General features: G+C 69.6%; 12 protein-coding genes. 8 read left to right on the top strand and 4 right to left on the bottom strand.

The features are described 5' to 3' along the window. Positions 1-2: 2 nt before the first annotated feature. Positions 3-2,027 (top strand): two-component system sensor histidine kinase NtrB, encoded by a 2,025-nt coding sequence (locus JI746_RS10330; protein ID WP_330892982.1) that lies wholly within the window; start codon positions 3-5, stop codon positions 2,025-2,027. Positions 2,028-2,029: 2 nt separating this feature from the next. Continuing rightward, complete coding sequence (locus JI746_RS10325; protein ID WP_201689168.1) at positions 2,030-2,656, top strand: response regulator transcription factor; 627 nt, start codon at positions 2,030-2,032, stop codon at positions 2,654-2,656. A gap of 132 nt (positions 2,657-2,788) precedes the next feature. Here JI746_RS10325 and JI746_RS28000 read toward each other — a convergent pair whose 3' ends face one another. Next, on the bottom strand, positions 2,789-2,914 hold the full coding sequence (locus JI746_RS28000) for a hypothetical protein (RefSeq protein WP_269129433.1): 126 nt from the start codon (positions 2,912-2,914) through the stop codon (positions 2,789-2,791). On the opposite strand from JI746_RS28000, the gene mltA reads away from it, so the two are divergent. Next, a complete protein-coding gene (gene mltA, locus JI746_RS10320; protein WP_408004091.1) occupies positions 2,904-4,067 on the top strand; it encodes a murein transglycosylase A in 1,164 nt (387 codons plus the stop codon). The two genes, JI746_RS28000 and mltA, sit on opposite strands and share 11 nt — an antisense overlap. Positions 4,068-4,204: 137 nt before the next feature. Here mltA and JI746_RS10315 read toward each other — a convergent pair whose 3' ends face one another. Then, the gene (locus JI746_RS10315) at positions 4,205-4,681 is read right to left on the bottom strand and encodes an Lrp/AsnC family transcriptional regulator (protein WP_201689164.1); all 477 of its coding nucleotides are present in this window, start codon (positions 4,679-4,681) and stop codon (positions 4,205-4,207) included. Positions 4,682-4,824: 143 nt separating this feature from the next. Here JI746_RS10315 and JI746_RS10310 point away from each other — a divergent pair, with 143 nt between their 5' ends. The 5 genes from JI746_RS10310 to JI746_RS10290 all read left to right on the top strand — a co-directional run bounded on the left by JI746_RS10310 (position 4,825) and on the right by JI746_RS10290 (position 14,641). After that, positions 4,825-8,388, top strand: a complete 3,564-nt coding sequence (locus JI746_RS10310; protein ID WP_201689163.1) for an indolepyruvate ferredoxin oxidoreductase family protein — start codon at positions 4,825-4,827, stop codon at positions 8,386-8,388. Positions 8,389-8,561: 173 nt separating this feature from the next. After that, complete coding sequence (gene yajC / locus JI746_RS10305) at positions 8,562-8,891, top strand: preprotein translocase subunit YajC (RefSeq protein ID WP_201689162.1); 330 nt, start codon at positions 8,562-8,564, stop codon at positions 8,889-8,891. 72 nt (positions 8,892-8,963) lie between these two features. Continuing rightward, on the top strand, positions 8,964-10,847 hold the full coding sequence (secD, locus tag JI746_RS10300) for a protein translocase subunit SecD (RefSeq protein WP_201689161.1): 1,884 nt from the start codon (positions 8,964-8,966) through the stop codon (positions 10,845-10,847). Positions 10,848-10,896: 49 nt separating this feature from the next. After that, complete coding sequence (gene secF / locus JI746_RS10295) at positions 10,897-11,853, top strand: protein translocase subunit SecF (protein ID WP_201689160.1); 957 nt, start codon at positions 10,897-10,899, stop codon at positions 11,851-11,853. Positions 11,854-11,863: 10 nt separating this feature from the next. Next, a complete protein-coding gene (locus tag JI746_RS10290) occupies positions 11,864-14,641 on the top strand; it encodes a DUF1631 family protein (protein WP_201689159.1) in 2,778 nt (925 codons plus the stop codon). Positions 14,642-14,759: 118 nt separating this feature from the next. On the opposite strand, the gene JI746_RS10285 is transcribed toward JI746_RS10290, so the two are convergent. Continuing rightward, the gene (locus JI746_RS10285; protein WP_201689158.1) at positions 14,760-15,242 is read right to left on the bottom strand and encodes a DUF494 domain-containing protein; all 483 of its coding nucleotides are present in this window, start codon (positions 15,240-15,242) and stop codon (positions 14,760-14,762) included. A 94-nt stretch (positions 15,243-15,336) separates the two neighbouring features. Further along, on the bottom strand, positions 15,337-16,464 hold the full coding sequence (dprA, locus tag JI746_RS10280) for a DNA-processing protein DprA (RefSeq protein WP_201689157.1): 1,128 nt from the start codon (positions 16,462-16,464) through the stop codon (positions 15,337-15,339). Positions 16,465-16,471 lie beyond the last annotated feature (7 nt).

Here is a 16,471-nt window from a genome sequence, read left to right as displayed (position 1 = left end):
TCGTGACCTCGCATTTCGTTCCGGGGATTTCCGCCATTCGCCTGACCACCCTGCGGCGCTGGTCGCTGTGGGTGCTGCTCGGCGTGCTGGTCGTCGCGCTGCTGGTCACGCTCGTGTACCTGGCGGCCCGCTACGAGGCCAGCGTGGCGCAGGCGAACGTCGAACGCGACGCCGCTGACGCCCTGAGCGACATGCGCGCGGCGCTCACCCGCAACGTGCAGGAACTGCAGGCCCTGCAGAGCGGCCCGCCCCGGCGCGAGCAATGGCGCGCGCAGGCGGAGCAACTGCTGCGCGTCCACCGCGAATGGGTGCGCATCGAAGCGCGCGGCCCGAAGCTGGAGCTGCGCGACGCGGTCGACTCGCCGTACCGCACGCCGGTGTTCGGCCGCTTCGGGCGCGAGAACTCGCTGCCCGAGGTGCAGCAGGCCTGCGCCACGGCCACCCGCATCAGCAGCCACGCCTATGCCCGCAGCCACTTCGTGCCGCTGGCCGACGGCTTCGGCCTGGAGCTGATGGAACTGTGCCTGCCGCACGTGGAGGCCGGCCGCCTGATCGGCTTCGTCGTCGCGACCTATTCGCTGGTGGACCTGCTGGCCACGCAGATCGGCCCGCAGATGGGCAAGAGCCAGGAGATCTCCTTCACGGAGGCGGACGGCACGCGGCTGGCGATGCACGGCCTCGCGCGGCGCGGCCAGCGCGTGTTCTCCGCCCAGCAGCTGCTGGACCTGCCGGGCAACACCATGGTGCTGCGCATGGACAGCTGGCGCCGCTCCGAGCCGGACCTGTTCCCGAACGTGCTGACGGCGCTGGTCACGGTGATGTCGATCGCGCTGGTCACGGTGCTCTTCATGCTGGGGCACGACACGCGGCGGCGCCTGCGGGTGGAGCAGGACCTGGCGGACGCGCTCGCCTTTCGCAAGGCGATGGAGGATTCGCTGGTGACCGGCCTGCGCGCGCGCGACCTGCAGGGACGCACCACCTACGTCAATCCGGCCTTCTGCCAGATGGTGGGTTTCTCGCCCGACGAGCTCATGGGCAAGGGCGCCCAGGCGCCCTACTGGCCGCCCGAGCGCGTGGAGGAGTACCGCAGGCGGCAGGAGGTGCGGCTGGCCGGGCGCAACATTCCGCCGCGCGAGGGCTACGAGTCGGTCTTCATGCGCAAGGACGGCACGCGCTTTCCCGTGCTCGTGATCGAGGCGCCGCTGATCAATGCCCAGGGGCTGCAGACCGGCTGGATGAGCGCGGTGCTGGACATCAGCGAGCAGCGGCGGGTGGAGGAACTCTCGCGCGCCAGCCAGGAACGCCTGCAGGCGACGGCGCGCCTCGCGACGGTGGGCGAGATGGCCTCGCTCCTGAGCCACGAGCTGAACCAGCCGCTGGCGGCCATCGCCAGCTATGCGACCGGCTCGATGAACCTGCTGCAGCAGGAGGGCGCGCCCGCCACCGACATGCTGCAGGTGGCGATGGCCCGCATCGCGGAACAGGCGGACCGCGCCGGACGCGTGATCAAGAGCGTGCACGACTTCGTGCGGCGGCGCGTGCAGGCCCGCGAGGCCGTGGCGCCGCACGTGCTCGTCGACGCGGTCCTGCCGCTGATGAACCTGCAGGCGCACAAGCTGGGCGTGCGGGTGGACGTCCGCGTGCCCGAAGACCTGCCGCGGGCCCTGTGCGACCGCACGATGGTGGAGCAGGTGCTGCTCAATCTGGCGCGCAATGCGATGCAGGCGATGGACGAAGCGCGCGTGCCCGATCCGGAAATCGTGCTGCAGGTGCGCGCCACCGGTGCCCGCGATGCCGGCAAGCGCTGGCTCGAATTCTCGGTGGCCGACTGCGGCCCGGGCATCGCGGAGGAGGTGAAGAAGCAGTTGTTCACGCCCTTCTTCACGACCAAGGCGGAGGGCATGGGCCTGGGCCTGAGCCTGTGCCGCACGGTGGTCGAACAGCACGGCGGGTATCTCCTGTTCGAGCCCAACCCGCCGCACGGTACGATCTTCCGGTTCACCCTGCCCGCCGAAACCGCCGCCTGACCATGCAGCCCGCCGCCGATGCCACCGTCTTCATCGTCGACGACGATGCCGGCGTGCGCGAGGCGCTGGCCTGGCTGCTGCGCTCGCGCCGGCTGCTGTCGTCCACCTTCGGCAGTGCGGAGGAATTCGAAGCCATGCTGCAGGGCGGCTTCGCGCCCGCGCAGCCCTGCTGCCTGCTGCTGGACGTGCGCATGCCGGGCATGAGCGGCCTGGCGCTGTTCGACAAGCTGGTGGAGCGCCAGCTGCAGGAGGTGATGCCGGTGATCTTCCTGACCGGCCATGCCGACGTGCCGACCGCGGTGGACATGGTCAAGCGCGGGGCCTTCGATTTCTGCGAGAAGCCCTTTTCCGACAACGCGCTGGTGGACCGCATCGAGGAGGCCCTGCGCCGCTCCTCGGAGGTGCAGGCCGCGCGGCGCGAAAAGGGCGTGCTGCAGCACCGGCTGTCGGAGCTCACCGAGCGCGAGCGCGACGTGATGCGCCTGGTCGCCAAGGGCCTGCCCAACAAGCTGATCGCCGACCAGCTCGCGATCAGCGTGCGGACGGTGGAAGTGCACCGCGCGCGCGTCTTCGACAAGATGGAAGTGAAATCGGCGGTGGAACTGGCGAACCTGCTGCGGGATCTTTGAGGGGCCGGACAACCAGAACGCAAAAGCCGCAAAAGTCACGCAAAAGCCGCAAAGGAACATCCTTTCGCCGGTTCCCTTTTGCGGCCTTCGCGCAGCTTTCGTGGCTTTTGCGTTCGGCTGTTCAATGAATGCTCACGAAGAACCATCGTCCTCGTCGCGCGGGGGCTCGCCGCCCTTGCGGCCGGAGAACATGGTCCACCACACGATGGCGACGAGCAACACCAGCGCGGCGAGCGCTTCCAGCAGAATGAGCAGCATGGTCCGGATCCTGATGACTGCCGGCATTGTAGGAACGCTGGCGGCCTGCACTTCCGTGCCGCTGCCGCCCCTGCGGCCCCTGCCTCCCACGGCCCCTGCGCCCGCGCCCGCGCCGGCCGCGCCCTCCACGCCCGCCGCACCCGAAGACGGCGTGCTGCCGGGCGCGGTCGTGCGGGGGAAGGCGCGCTGGGTGCCGGTGCGCTGGTCCGAGCTGCCCGGCTTCGACCAAGACGCGCTGCACGAGGCCTGGAACGCGTGGATCCGCAGTTGCGAACGGCCGGCGCCGCCGCACGCCGCCCTGTGCCCGGAAGTGCGCCGGCTCTCGATCGGCAGCGCCGAGGATCAGCGCGCGTGGCTGCAGCAGCGGCTGCAGCCGTACCGCATCGAGCCCCTGCAGGCCGCCGAGACGCTGCTCACCGGCTACTACGAGCCGATGCTGCAGGCCACGCGGCTTCCCGGCGGCGCGCAGCAGGTGCCGCTCTACGCGCCGCCGCCGGACCTGGCCACCCGCCGGCCCTGGTACACGCGCCAGGAGATCGACACCTTGCCGCAGGCGCGCGCGGGCCTGCGCGGGCGCGAGATCGCCTGGCTGGCCGATCCGCTCGATGCGCTGGCGCTGCAGATCCAGGGCTCGGGGCGGCTGCGGATCACGGAACCGGATGGCCGCGTCAGCGTCGTGCGGCTGGCCTATGCGGGCAGCAACGAGCAGCCTTATCGCAGCGTCGGGGCCTGGCTGCTGCAGCAGGGAGCCTTGCGCGATGCGTCCTGGCCCGGCATCAAGGCCTGGGCGCGCGCCAATCCGCAGCGCCTGCAGGAACTGCTCTGGAGCAATCCGCGGGTGGTGTTCTTCCGCGAGGAGCCGCTGTCGGATTTCGACGCGGCCTTCGGCCCGCGTGGAGCGCAGGGCGTGCCGCTGACGCCGGGCCGTTCGATCGCGGTGGAAAGGGACAGCGTGCCCTACGGAACGCCGATGTGGCTGTCCTCGCCCGGCCCGCTGCTCCCCCTGAACCGCCTGGTCTTCGCCCAGGACACCGGCAGCGCCATCGTCGGCGCCGTGCGCGCCGACTACTTCACCGGCTGGGGCCCCGAAGCCGGCGAAATCGCCGGCCGCCTGAAGCAGCCGCTTGCCCTGTGGGTGCTGTGGCCGCGGTGAGCTGAGCGAAAGCTTGAACGCAAAAGCCGCAAAAGCGCCGCAAAGGCCGCAGAAAAGAACCAGGCGATCCTTTCGCGGTTTTTGCGTAGCTTTTGCGGCTTCTGCGTTCAATCTGCCCGGACCAGCACCGGCGCTGGTCAAGGCTTCAGGTGCCCCAGCGGCAAGCTCGCACTCGCCTTGATCTCCCCCAGCGAGAAGCTGGTGTGCAGGTCCTTCACGTGCGGCAGGTTGATCAGGACCTGGCGCGCGAACTGCGAGAAGGTGTCCAGGTCCCGCGCCACCACCTGCAGCTCGAAGGTGCCCGTGCCGCTGATGTAGTGGCACGAGACGATCTCGGGCACCTGGCGGATCGCGTTTTCCATCTCGCGCGCGCTCTGGCCCGTGACGCGTTCGGCGTCCACGCGGACGAAGGCCAGCACGCCCAGCCCGATCTTGTGGCGGTCGATCTCGGCGTGGTAGCCCTTGATGTAGCCCGCCTCCTCCAGCGCCCGCACGCGGCGCCAGCAGGGCGCGGCCGATAGCCCCACGCGCTGGGCGAGTTCGGCGTTGGTCAGGCGTGCGTCGGCCTGCAGTTCCGCCAGAATCTGGCTGTCATATCGATCGAGCTTTTCCATTTACCTGCCGTTGGCGAAAGATCCTTGCGCATCCTAGTCTGCAGCCGGCATGAAAAGCAAACATCTGTCCCGCCATGGGACATACACTGTGCGGCCGCCTGCCGGTGCAATGGACACTGGGGCGCCCAGGAGACAAGCCGAAGATGAACGCACCGCTGCCTGAACACATCCGCAAGGCGCTGGAAACCGTCACCCTCGACGACAAGTACTCACTCGACGTCGGCCGCGCCTTCATGAGCGGCGTGCAGGCGCTGGTGAAGCTGCCGATGCTGCAGCGCCAGCGTGATGCCCTCGCGGGCAAGAACACCGCCGGCTTCATCAGCGGCTACCGCGGGTCGCCGCTCGGTGGCTACGACCAGGCGCTGTGGAAGGCGCGCGAGTACCTGCAGGCGCAGAACATCGTGTTCCAGCCGGGGGTCAACGAGGAACTCGCCGCCACCGCGCTGTGGGGCACCCAGCAGATGGGGTTCGCGCCGCCCGGCTCCAACAAGTACGACGGCGTGTTCGGCATCTGGTACGGCAAGGGGCCGGGCGTGGACCGCTGCTCCGACGTCTTCAAGCACGCCAACATGGCCGGCACCACGCCCTGGGGCGGCGTGATCGCGGTGGCCGGCGACGACCACGTCGCCAAGAGTTCCACCGCGGCCCACCAGAGCGACCACATCTTCAAGGCCTGCGGGCTGCCGGTGTTCTTCCCGGCCACCGTGCAGGAGATCCTCGACATGGGCCTGCATGCCTTCGCCCTGAGCCGCTACGCCGGCGTCTGGTCGGGCATGAAGACGATCCAGGAGATCGTCGAATCGAGCGCCACCGCCGTGATCGATCCCGAGCGGGTGCAGATCGTGCTCCCGAGCGACTTCCAGATGCCGCCCGGCGGCCTGCAGATCCGCTGGCCGGATGCGGCGCTGGACCAGGAAGCGCGCCTGTTCGACTTCAAGTGGTACGCGGCGCTGGCGTACATCCGCGCCAACCGCCTGAACTACACCGCCGTCTCGGGCCCGCACGACCGCTTCGGCATCATGGCCAGCGGCAAGGCCTGGAACGACACGCGCCAGGCCTTGCTGGACCTGGGCCTGGACGACGAGACCTGCCGGCGCATCGGCATCCGCCTGCACAAGGTCGGCGTGGTCTGGCCGCTGGAAGCGCAGGGCACGCGCGAGTTCGCCGAAGGCCTGCGCGAGATCCTCGTCGTCGAGGAAAAACGCCAGGTCATCGAATACCAGGTGAAGGAGGAGCTGTACAACTGGCGCCCGGATGTGCGGCCCAACGTGGTCGGCAAGTTCGACCAGGACGACGGCTTCTCCGGCGGCGAGTGGTCCGTCCCTAACCCCACCGCCCACACCCTGCTGCGCGCCAACGCCGACCTGTCGCCGCACCTGATCGCCCGCGCGATCGCCCGCCGCCTGAAGAAGATGGGGCTGGACGCGGACATCCAGGCCCGCATCGACGCCCAGCTGGCCATCATCGAGGCCAAGGAAAGCGCGATGCAGGTGGTGGAGGTCAAGGGCGAGCGCATGCCCTGGTTCTGCTCGGGGTGCCCGCACAACACGTCCACCGTCGTGCCGGAAGGCTCGCGCGCCATGGCCGGCATCGGCTGCCACTTCATGGCGGTGTGGATGGACCGCGCCACCGTGGGCTTCACCCAGATGGGCGGCGAGGGCGTGCCCTGGGTCGGCCAGCAGCCGTTCTCGAACGAGAAGCACGTGTTCGCCAACATCGGCGACGGGACGTATTTCCACAGTGGCCTGCTGGCGATCCGGATGGCGATCGCCTCGGGCGTGAATATCACCTACAAGGTCCTGTACAACGACGCCGTGGCCATGACCGGCGGCCAGCCGGTGGGCGAGCGCCCCGAAGGCCACACGCCGCTGCAGATCGCCCAGAGCCTGGACGCCGAAGGCGTGCGCCGCCTGGTGGTGGTGACCGACCAGCCGGAGAAGTACGAGGGTGCCAAGCTGCCGGCCGGTGCGACGGTGCACCACCGCGACGAGCTCGATCGCATCCAGCGCGAGCTGCGCGAGATTCCCGGCGTCACGGCCATGATCTACGACCAGACCTGCGCCACCGAGAAGCGGCGCCGGCGCAAGCGCGGCACCATGCCCGATCCCGCGGTGCGCGTGATGATCAACGACCTGGTGTGCGAAGGCTGCGGCGACTGCAGCGTCAAGTCCAACTGCCTCTCGGTCGAACCGCTGGAAACCGAGTTCGGCCGCAAGCGCACCATCAACCAGAGCACCTGCAACAAGGACACGAGCTGCCTCAAGGGCTTCTGCCCCAGCTTCGTGACGGTGGAAGGCGGCAGCCTCAAGCGCAAGGCGAAGTCGCAGGCGGCGCCGTCGCCCTTCGAGGGCGGCGAGATCCCCGAGCCGCAGCTGCCCCGCACCGGCGAGGCCTACGGCATCGTCGTCGCCGGCGTCGGCGGCACCGGCGTGATCACCATCGGCCAGCTCCTGGGCATGGCCGCGCACATGGAAGGCCGCGGCATCGTCACCCAGGATTCGGCCGGCCTGGCGCAAAAGGGCGGCGCGACCTGGAGCCACGTGCTGATCGCCGACACGCAGGATGCGATCCGCACCACCCGCGTGAGCATGGCCGCCGCCGACCTGATCATCGGCTGCGACCCGATCGTCACCGCCAGCAAGGAAACCGTGCTCCGCATGCGCCCCGGCCGCACCCGGGTGGCGCTCAATGGCCATGGCACGCCGACGGCCGCCTTCGTGAAGAACGCCGAGTGGGCCAACCCCTCCGACGCCTGCGCCGGCGAGATCGCCAAGGCGGTCGGCGACGAGGGCCTGGCCGCCTTCAACGCCGACGAACTGGCTTCGAAGCTCATGGGCGACAGCATCTACACCAACCCGATGATGCTGGGCTACGCCTGGCAGAAGGGCTGGGTGCCGCTGGCGCGCGAGTCGCTGCTGCGCGCGATCGAACTGAACGCCGTGGCGGTGGAAAACAACAAGGCCGCCTTCGAATGGGGTCGCCGCGCCGCCCACGAGCCGGGGCGCGTCGCGTCCCTGCTGGGCGCCGGCGCGCAGGTCATCGAATTCAAGAAGCGCGAGACGCTCGACAGCCTGGTGGCGCGGCGGGTCGAGTTCCTCACGGACTACCAGAACGCCGGCTATGCGGCCGCCTACCGCGAGTTGGTCGAGCGCGTGCGCTCGGCCGAGGCGCCGCTGGGCAGGACGACGCTGGCCGAAACGGTCGCCAAGGGCCTGTTCCGCCTGATGGCCTACAAGGACGAATACGAGGTGGCGCGCCTGCACGCCGACACGGGCTTCCGCGAGAAGGTGGAAGCGCAGTTCGAGGGCGACTTCAGGATCCACTACCACCTGGCGCCGCCGCTGGTGGCAAGACACAACGAAAAGGGCGAGCTGGTCAAGCGCAAGTTCGGCCCGGGCACCATCCACCTGTTCCGGCTGCTGGCCAGGCTGCGCGGGCTGCGCGGCACGGCGCTGGACGTCTTCGGCCGCACGGAAGAGCGCCGGACGGAGCGCGCCCTGATCGACGAATACCGCGCCACGGTGCTGGAGCTGCTGGCGCGGCTGCAGCCGGGCAACCACGCCTTGGCGGTGGAGATCGCCGGCCTGCCCGACAAGATCCGCGGTTACGGCCACGTCAAGGCGCGCAATCTCGAGGCGGTGCGGCCGCAGTGGCAGGCCCTGCTGCAGCGCTGGCGCAACGAGGCGCCGGCGCAGAAGGTGGCCTGAGCCCTGGGCTCAAGCGTTAGGCGTTGGGCGTTGGGCGTTGGGCGCCGGCCCCTCGCTCAACGCCCCGCGCCCAACGCCGAACGACAAGCGCTCAACCGCAGGCGGCCCGCCGCATACAATGGTCGTTTGCGCCGCGGGTCCCCGCCCGTGGCGGCTTTCCAGCTGGAGTCACCGTGTTCATTTCTTCCGCCTTCGCCCAAGCGGCGCCGGCCGCCGCAGGCGGCGACATGCAGTCCTCGTTCATGAGCCTGCTGCCGCTCGTGCTGATGTTCGTCGTCCTGTACTTCGTGATGATCCGGCCGCAGATGAAGCGGCAGAAGGAGCACAAGGCCATGATCGAGGCGCTGGCCAAGGGCGACGAAGTCGCCACGGCGGGCGGTCTCCTGGGCCGCGTCACCAAGCTGGGCGACAACTACCTCGTGGTCGAAGTGGCGCCGGGGGTGGAAGTGCAGCTCCAGCGCACGGCCGTCGTGCAGGTGCTTCCCAAGGGTTCCATCAAATAAGGTTCAGCGTTCCGCGTCGGGCGTTCAGCGTGGCTGGACCCGCTCAACGCCCAACCCTCCACGCTCAACGCCATGAACAGATACCCTCTCTGGAAGTACGCGATCATCGCGATCGCGCTGCTGATCGGGGTGCTCTACACCCTGCCCAATTTCTTCGGCGAGGACCCGGCCGTCCAGGTCTCGTCAGGCCGCAGCAGCGTCTCCATCGACCAGACCACGCGCGCCCGCGTGGAGCAGGCGCTGGCGCAGGCCGGTATCAAGCCGCTGTCGACGGTGGTCGAGCCGACTTCCGTCAAGGCGCGCTTCGACAGCACCGACACGCAGCTCAAGGCCAAGGACGCGATCCAGCGCGCCCTCAACCCGGACCCGAACGACCCCGCCTACGTCGTGGCGCTCAACCTGCTGTCCAAGACGCCGCAGTGGATGTCGGCGATCAACGCGGCGCCCATGTACCTGGGGCTGGACCTGCGGGGCGGCGTGCACTTCATGCTGCAGGTCGACATGCAGGCGGCGCTCACCAAGAAGGCCGAGTCCTATTCCGGCGACCTGCGTTCCATCCTGCGTGAGAAGAACGTGCGCCATGCCGGCATCAGCCGCAACGGCCAGGCCGTCGAAGTGCGCTTCCGCGACCCCGAGGCGCTGACGGCGGGCCGCAACGTCATCGCGGACCAGTTCACGGACCTGCAGGTTGCCGAACGCGTCGAGGGCGACACCACCGTCCTCACGGCGACGATCAAGCCGGACGCCGCCCGCCGCGTGCAGGACCAGGCGCTCAAGCAGAACATGGTGACGCTGCACAACCGGATCAACGAGCTGGGCGTGGCCGAGCCGGTGATCCAGCAGCAGGGCGCCGACCGCATCGTGGTGCAGCTGCCCGGCGTGCAGGACACCTCGCGCGCCAAGGACATCCTGGGCCGCACCGCGACGCTGGAAGTGCGCATGGTCGACGAGTCCAGCGAAGGCCGGTCCGCCGAGGTCGGCAGCGGTCCCGTGCCCTTCGGCGACGAGCGCTACATGGACCGCGAAGGCCGCCCGGTGATCGTGAAGAAGCAGGTGATCCTCACCGGCGAGAACCTCACGGATGCCCAGGCCGGCTTCGACAACCAGACGCAGGAGGCCGCCGTGCACCTGACGCTGGATGCCAAGGGCGGGCGCATCTTCCGCGACGTCACGCGCGAGAACGTCGGCAAGCGCATGGCCATCCTGCTGTTCGAGAAGGGCAAGGGCGAGGTCGTGACGGCGCCGGTGATCCGCGGCGAGATCGGCGGCGGGCGGGTGCAGATCTCCGGCCGCATGACCACCAAGGAAGCCAACGACGTGGCGCTGCTGCTGCGCGCCGGCTCGCTGGCGGCGCCGATGGAGATCATCGAGGAGATGACCATCGGCCCGACCCTGGGCGCGGAGAACATCGCCAAGGGCTTCCACAGCGTGGCCTGGGGCTTCGCGGCGATCGTGGCCTTCATGGGCATCTACTACATGCTGTTCGGCCTGTTCTCCGGCCTGGCGCTGGCGGTGAACCTGCTGCTGCTGGTGGCGATCCTGTCGATGCTGCAGGCGACGCTGACGCTCCCCGGCATGGCCGCCATGGCGCTGGCGCTGGGCATGGCCATCGATTCGAACGTGCTGATCAACGAACGGGTGCGCGAGGAACTGCGCAGCGGCGCTTCGCCGCAGGCGGCGATCCACGCCGGCTACGACCGCGCCTGGGCGACCATCCTCGACTCGAACGTCACCACGCTGATCGCCGGCGTCGCCCTGCTCGCCTTCGGCTCCGGCCCCGTGCGCGGCTTCGCCGTGGTCCACTGCATCGGCATCCTGACCTCGATGTTCTCCGCCGTGTTTTTCTCGCGCGGCCTCGTGAACCTCTGGTACGGACGGCAGAAGAAATTGAAGGCGGTATCCATCGGAACGGTCTGGCGGCCGAACGCCGATGGCGCTATAACCAAGGCAGAGTAGGAATAACGCGTAGGGGCGGCATTCGCATCCCGCAAGAAGGATAAGGTAAGTGGAGTTCTTCAAGATCCGGCGGGACATCCCGTTCATGAAGAATGCGCTGGTCTTCAACGTGATCTCCCTCATCACGTTCCTGGCTGCCGTGTTCTTCCTCGCCACGAAGGGGCTGCACCTGTCGGTGGAATTCACCGGCGGGACCGTCATGGAGGTGAGCTATTCGCAGCCGCCGGACGTCGAGAACGTGCGCCGCGCGGTCAGCAACCTGGGCTACTCCGACGTGCAGGTGCAGAACTTCGGCACCGCCCGCGACGTGATCATCCGGTTGCCGGCGCAGAAAGGCGTCAGTTCGGCGCAACAAAGCGATCGGACCTTCCAGGCCCTGAAGGCCACCGATCCGGGCATCACCCTGCGCCGGGTCGAATTCGTCGGCCCGCAGGTCGGCGAAGAACTGGTGTCCAACGGCCTGAAGGCCCTGGGCATGGTGGTCGCGGGCATCATGCTCTACCTGGCCATCCGCTTCGAATGGAAGTTCGCGGTGGCGGCCATCATCGCCAACCTGCACGACGTCGTGATCATCCTGGGCTTCTTCGCCTTCTTCCAGTGGGAGTTCTCGCTCGCCGTGCTGGCCGCCGTGCTGGCGGTGCTGGGCTACTCGGTCAACGAGTCGGTGGTGATCTTCGACCGTATCCGCGAGAACTTCCGCCGCTACCGCAAGATGAACACGGTGGAGACGATCGACAACGCGATCACCTCCACCATCAGCCGCACGATCATCACGCACGGCTCCACGCAGATGATGGTGCTGTCGATGCTGCTGTTCGGCGGCGCCACGCTGCACCACTTCGCGCTGGCGCTCACGATCGGCATCCTGTTCGGCATCTATTCGTCCGTGTTCGTCGCGGCGGCCATCGCCATGTGGCTGGGCATCAAGCGCGAGGACCTGGTCAAGGGCGAGCGCAAGCGGGGAGAAGGCGACCCGAACGATCCCAACGCCGGCGCCACCGTCTGAGGCCGTCCTGATGCCCTCCACGCTCGCCCCGGGATCCGCGCCGCTGGCTCGGCAGGCGCGGGAGCGTTTCGTCTCCCACATGGAAGGCGTGCTGCCCGAGCTCGCCGAGGCGATCCGCTCGACGCTCAGCGAGCAGATGAACAACGCGGAGAGCAGCCGCGAGATGCAGCAGCGCCGCGATGCGCTGGTCGAATTCGAGCAGTCGTCCGCCAAGTGGGTCGAACTCGCCGGCAAGGCCTGGCGCCGCGCCGTCCTGCCGGCGACCACCACCGGCCGCGCCCGCCTGGAGCTCGCCACGCTGGAGCTGATCGGCGACGACGTGGTCGAGAACAAGATCCTGTCCTCCCGGCTGGCGATGGCGGTGCAGGAAAAGGCGGTGTGGGACCTCAACGACCTGAAGCTGCGCATCACGCACCTCGAAGGCGGCGAGGAGCTCGCCAGCGAGGACGTGCTGCGGCCCGAGTCGCTGGCGCAGGTCCTGGTCGACCAGTGGATCGCGGCGGCCCTGCCGCGCGAGACCTGGGTCGCGGCCAAGGAGGTGATCCAGACGCACGTCGTGCCGCGCGCGCTGGCGGGCTACAAGCAGGCCAACGAATTCCTGGTCGAAAGCGGCGTGCTGCCGCACATCGACCTGAAGTCGCGCGTCAAGCGCCCGCCCCGTGGCGCCGGCCGCGGCCCCGGTTCGCAGCATGCGCCGGGCGAGGCGCCACCTGCGGACGGAACCGGAGCCGGCGCCGACATGGGCGGCTACGGCGGCTACGGTGACGCCGGCGGCCACATGGGTCCCGGCGGCCCGATGGGCCCTGGCGGCCCGATGGGTCCCGGCGGGGATGCCGGCCCGGGCACGGGCTTCGGCGGCTATGCGCCCAGCGGGTATGCAGGCGGCGGTTACGCGGGCGGTGGCCATCCCGGGGGCAGCCATGGGGCCGCGGGTGGCCATCCCGGCGGCGGTCACGCCGGTGGGGGCCAGCCCGGCGCGTATCAGGGCGGCTATCCAGGGGGCCATGGCGGCGGGGCTGCGCAGGGCTGGGCACCCGGCGGCACGGCCGGCGGCGGCGCCGCCGGCGGGCAAGGCTGGGCGCCGGGTCGCGCCGGTGGAGCTCCCGGCCCCGGCGCGGCACCTGGTGGCTACAACGGCCAGGGTGCGGGCCAGCAGCAGGGCGCCCCGGGCGGCCCCCAGAGCGGCATGGCCGACGATTCCTTCTTCGGGCCGAGTCCCGCCACCGCCGCGGCCGCGGCAGGCGAAAACGGCTCCTCGGCGACCACGCCGCTGGCGCGTGCGCGGGCGCGGGCGAGCGGCGTCATCGGCCAGTTGAAGCGCCTGCTGCGCGATCGCGTCGCCGGCTACGAAGGGCCGGACGGCGTGACCATGCAGCCTTCGCCCTCGCTGGTGCAGGCGGTGACGCACCACCAGACGCAGGTGCAGACGCAGGTCCAGACGCGCCAGAACGAGGCGATGTCCCACGGCGACATCATGGTCTTCGACGACGACGCCGTCGGCGAAGTCGCCCTCGACCTGCGCCAGCGCACCCAGCAACTGAAGCGCCAGGCCGCCACCTCCTCGGAGAAGGCGACCATCGAGATCGTGGCCCTGATGTTCCAGGCCATCCTGTCCGAGGAACGCATCCCGGCGGCCATCCGCGTCTGGTTCGCGCGCCTGCAGATGCCGGTGCTGCGCGTGGCGCTGTCGGAACCCGAGTTCTTCGGCTCGCTGGAGCACCCGGCGCGCCAGCTGATCGACCGCATGGGCGCCTGCGTGATGGGCTTCGACGCCAGCGCCATCTCCGGCAGCGCGATGGAGACCGAGATCCGCCGCGTCGTGCAGGTCATCGAGCAGTACCCCGAGACCGGCCGCCGCGTGTTCCAGCTGGTCTACGACGAGTTCCTGCGCTTCCTGTCCAAGTACCTGACCGAGAAGGGCCCGACGTCGAAGCTGGTGAGCGTGGCGCAGCAGGTGGAGCAGAAGGAGACGATGGCGATCCAGTACACCATCGAGCTGCGCAAGATGCTCAACGACGTCCCCGTGCGCGAGGAGATCCGCGAGTTCCTGTTCAAGGTCTGGGCCGAGGTGCTGGCCGTGGCCGCCGTCAAGCACGGCCCCCAGCACGAGGAGACGCTGGCGCTGAAGAAGTCCGCCTCCGACCTGGTGTGGGCCGCCTCCGCCAAGCCGAACCGCAACGACCGCGCCAAGGTGATCCAGGACCTGCCGGACCTGCTGACGCGCCTGCGCCGCGGCATGACGCTGCTGGGCCTGCCGGCCACCGAGCAGGAGAACCACATCAAGGTGATCGGCGACACGCTGGCCGACGCCTTCCTGTCCAAGACCGAGGCGATCCCGCACGCGCGCATCGAGGAGATGACGCGCCGGCTGGCCAACCTCGAGGACTTCGTGACCGACGATTCGGCCGGCGAACTGCCGCTGGACCAGGAAAGCATCGAGATGATGCTGGGCATCGACGCCTCCATGATCGAGGTGATCAGCGCCGGCGGCTCGCAACCGAGCTCCGCGATGCTGGCCTGGGCCAACGAGCTGACCATCGGCAACTGGTTCACGCTGGACCACAACGGCCGCATCGCGCAGGTGCAGTACGCCTGGGCCAGCGACCGCCGCCAGCTGCACCTGTTCGCCGCCGGCGACGGCTACTGCTACCTGATGCCGGTGCGCCGCCTGGCTTCGTACCTGCAGGCCGGCCTGCTGGTGCCGACGGAGGAAGAAGCGCTCACGGTGCGCGCCACGCGCGACGCGCTGGCGAAGCTGGATGCGAATCCGGAGCGGCTGCTGCAGTAGGCCGGCCGCCGTCATTCCCGCGAAGGCGGGAACCCAGGGCTTTCATGAACAACAAAGGGGCGCGACGCGCCCCTTTGCTCTGGCCCCCCGCCTGCGCGGGGGTGACGGCCTGGCCGCCTCAGTGCGCGATGCGGTCTTCCGCGTCGTCGCACAGTTCGTCGAGGATCAGTGCGTCGGGCTCGTGGCCGAAGCGCCAGTAGACCATCAGCACGATGATCTTCAGGGCGTCGAGGCAGACCTCGTCGCCGGGGGCGGCCATCGCGCGGTCCACCACGATTTCCCGCAGCGCCGCGGGCAGCACGCCGGAAGACTCGAGGAAGGTGATGAAGCCCAGGCAATCGGCGCCCAGCTTGTCCTGCTCGGCGACCGAGAACACGCGCATGCTGCCCGCGCTCGGCTCCGGCGACCAATCGAGCTGGGACTGCGCCGGCATGCAGACGTTCTGCGCCGCGACGTTGAGGCCATCGAGCCAGACCAGGGCCTCGTGGATTTCATCGGGTTCGAAGCCATGGGCGCTGAGCTTGCGTTCGAGCGCGTGCGGCTCGGGACAGGCATCGCCGCGCCAGTAGTTTTCGTAAACGAATACCAGCACTTCAAACATGAAGTCAATATAGCCGCCCCGGGCGGTCGAGCGCCACCGAATTTACGTCGGCTCGTTGCGCTTCGGCACCAAGGTGCCAGGAGCTCGGGCACGCTCAGGCGCTGGCCTGTCGCTGGTAGAGCCCCCCGGGAAGCCGCGCGATCTCGCCTGCGAGTTCCAGTTCCAGCAGGCGCGCGGACAGGCGCGAGGCGGGAATGCCCGTACGCTCGATGAGCGCGTCGAGGCCGATCGGGTCGTAGCCCATGGCGGCCAGCAGCGGGTCGCCGGCGGGCGCGTCCTCGCCTTCGGCCTCCTCTTCCTCGCTCGCGGCGGGGGAAGCTGCCGGCAGCACGAAGCGCAGGTCCTCCAGCACGTCCTGCGCGCTCTCCACCAGCTTCGCGCCCTGCCGCAGCAGCGCGTGGCAGCCGCGCGCGTGCGGCGAGTGGATCGAGCCGGGGATGGCGAACACTTCGCGCCCCAGTTCGGCCGCGAGCCGCGCCGTGATCAGGGAGCCCGATTGCAGCGCCGCCTCCACCACCAGCGTGCCCTGGCCCAGTGCGGCGATCAGGCGGTTGCGGCGCGGGAAGTTGGCCGCCAGCGGCGGCGTGCCGATCGGGTACTCGCTCACGATCATGCCGCGCTCGGCGATGCGGTGGGCCAGCTCCAGGTGCCGCTTGGGATAGACCCGGTCCAGCCCGGTGCCGACCACCGCGATCGTGGCCACGGCCTCGGGCGCGGCGCCGTCCAGCGCGCCCTCGTGCGCCGCGCCGTCGATGCCCAGCGCCAGGCCGGAGACCACCGTCACGCCGGCCTCGGCGAAGGTGCGCGAGAAGCGGCGCGCATTCTGCAGGCCCTGCGGCGTGGCGTTCCGGCTGCCGACCACCGCCAGCGCGCGCTGCGGCGTGGTGCCGACCCGCCCCATGCGGTACAGCATGAGCGGCGGATCCTCGGTCGTCAGGAGGGCGGCGGGGTAGTCGGCGTCGGCCAGCGTCAGCACCTGGCGACGCGCGGGATCCTGCGCCAGCCAGGACAGCGTGGCTTCCAGCTGCGCCTCGAAGCCGTCCGGCGGCTGGCGCAGCGACTGTGCCAGCGCGCTGCCCACGGCTTCCGCGAGCGCGGCCTCGCCCTGGGCGAAGATGGCGTCGGGCAGCCCGAAAGCGCCCAGCAGCTTGCGTGCGGCGACGGGCCCGAGCTGCGGCGTGAGCGCGAGGCGCAGCCAGCCGTCCAGCTCGTCGCGCTGCACGGCCTGC

The sequence above is a fragment of the Ramlibacter alkalitolerans genome (assembly GCF_016722765.1).
In the GTDB taxonomy this organism is placed as follows: Bacteria; Pseudomonadota; Gammaproteobacteria; order Burkholderiales; family Burkholderiaceae_C; genus Ramlibacter; species Ramlibacter alkalitolerans.
The sequence above is the reverse complement of the archived record's forward strand: the minus strand, read 5'-3'. Positions and strand labels throughout refer to the sequence as shown.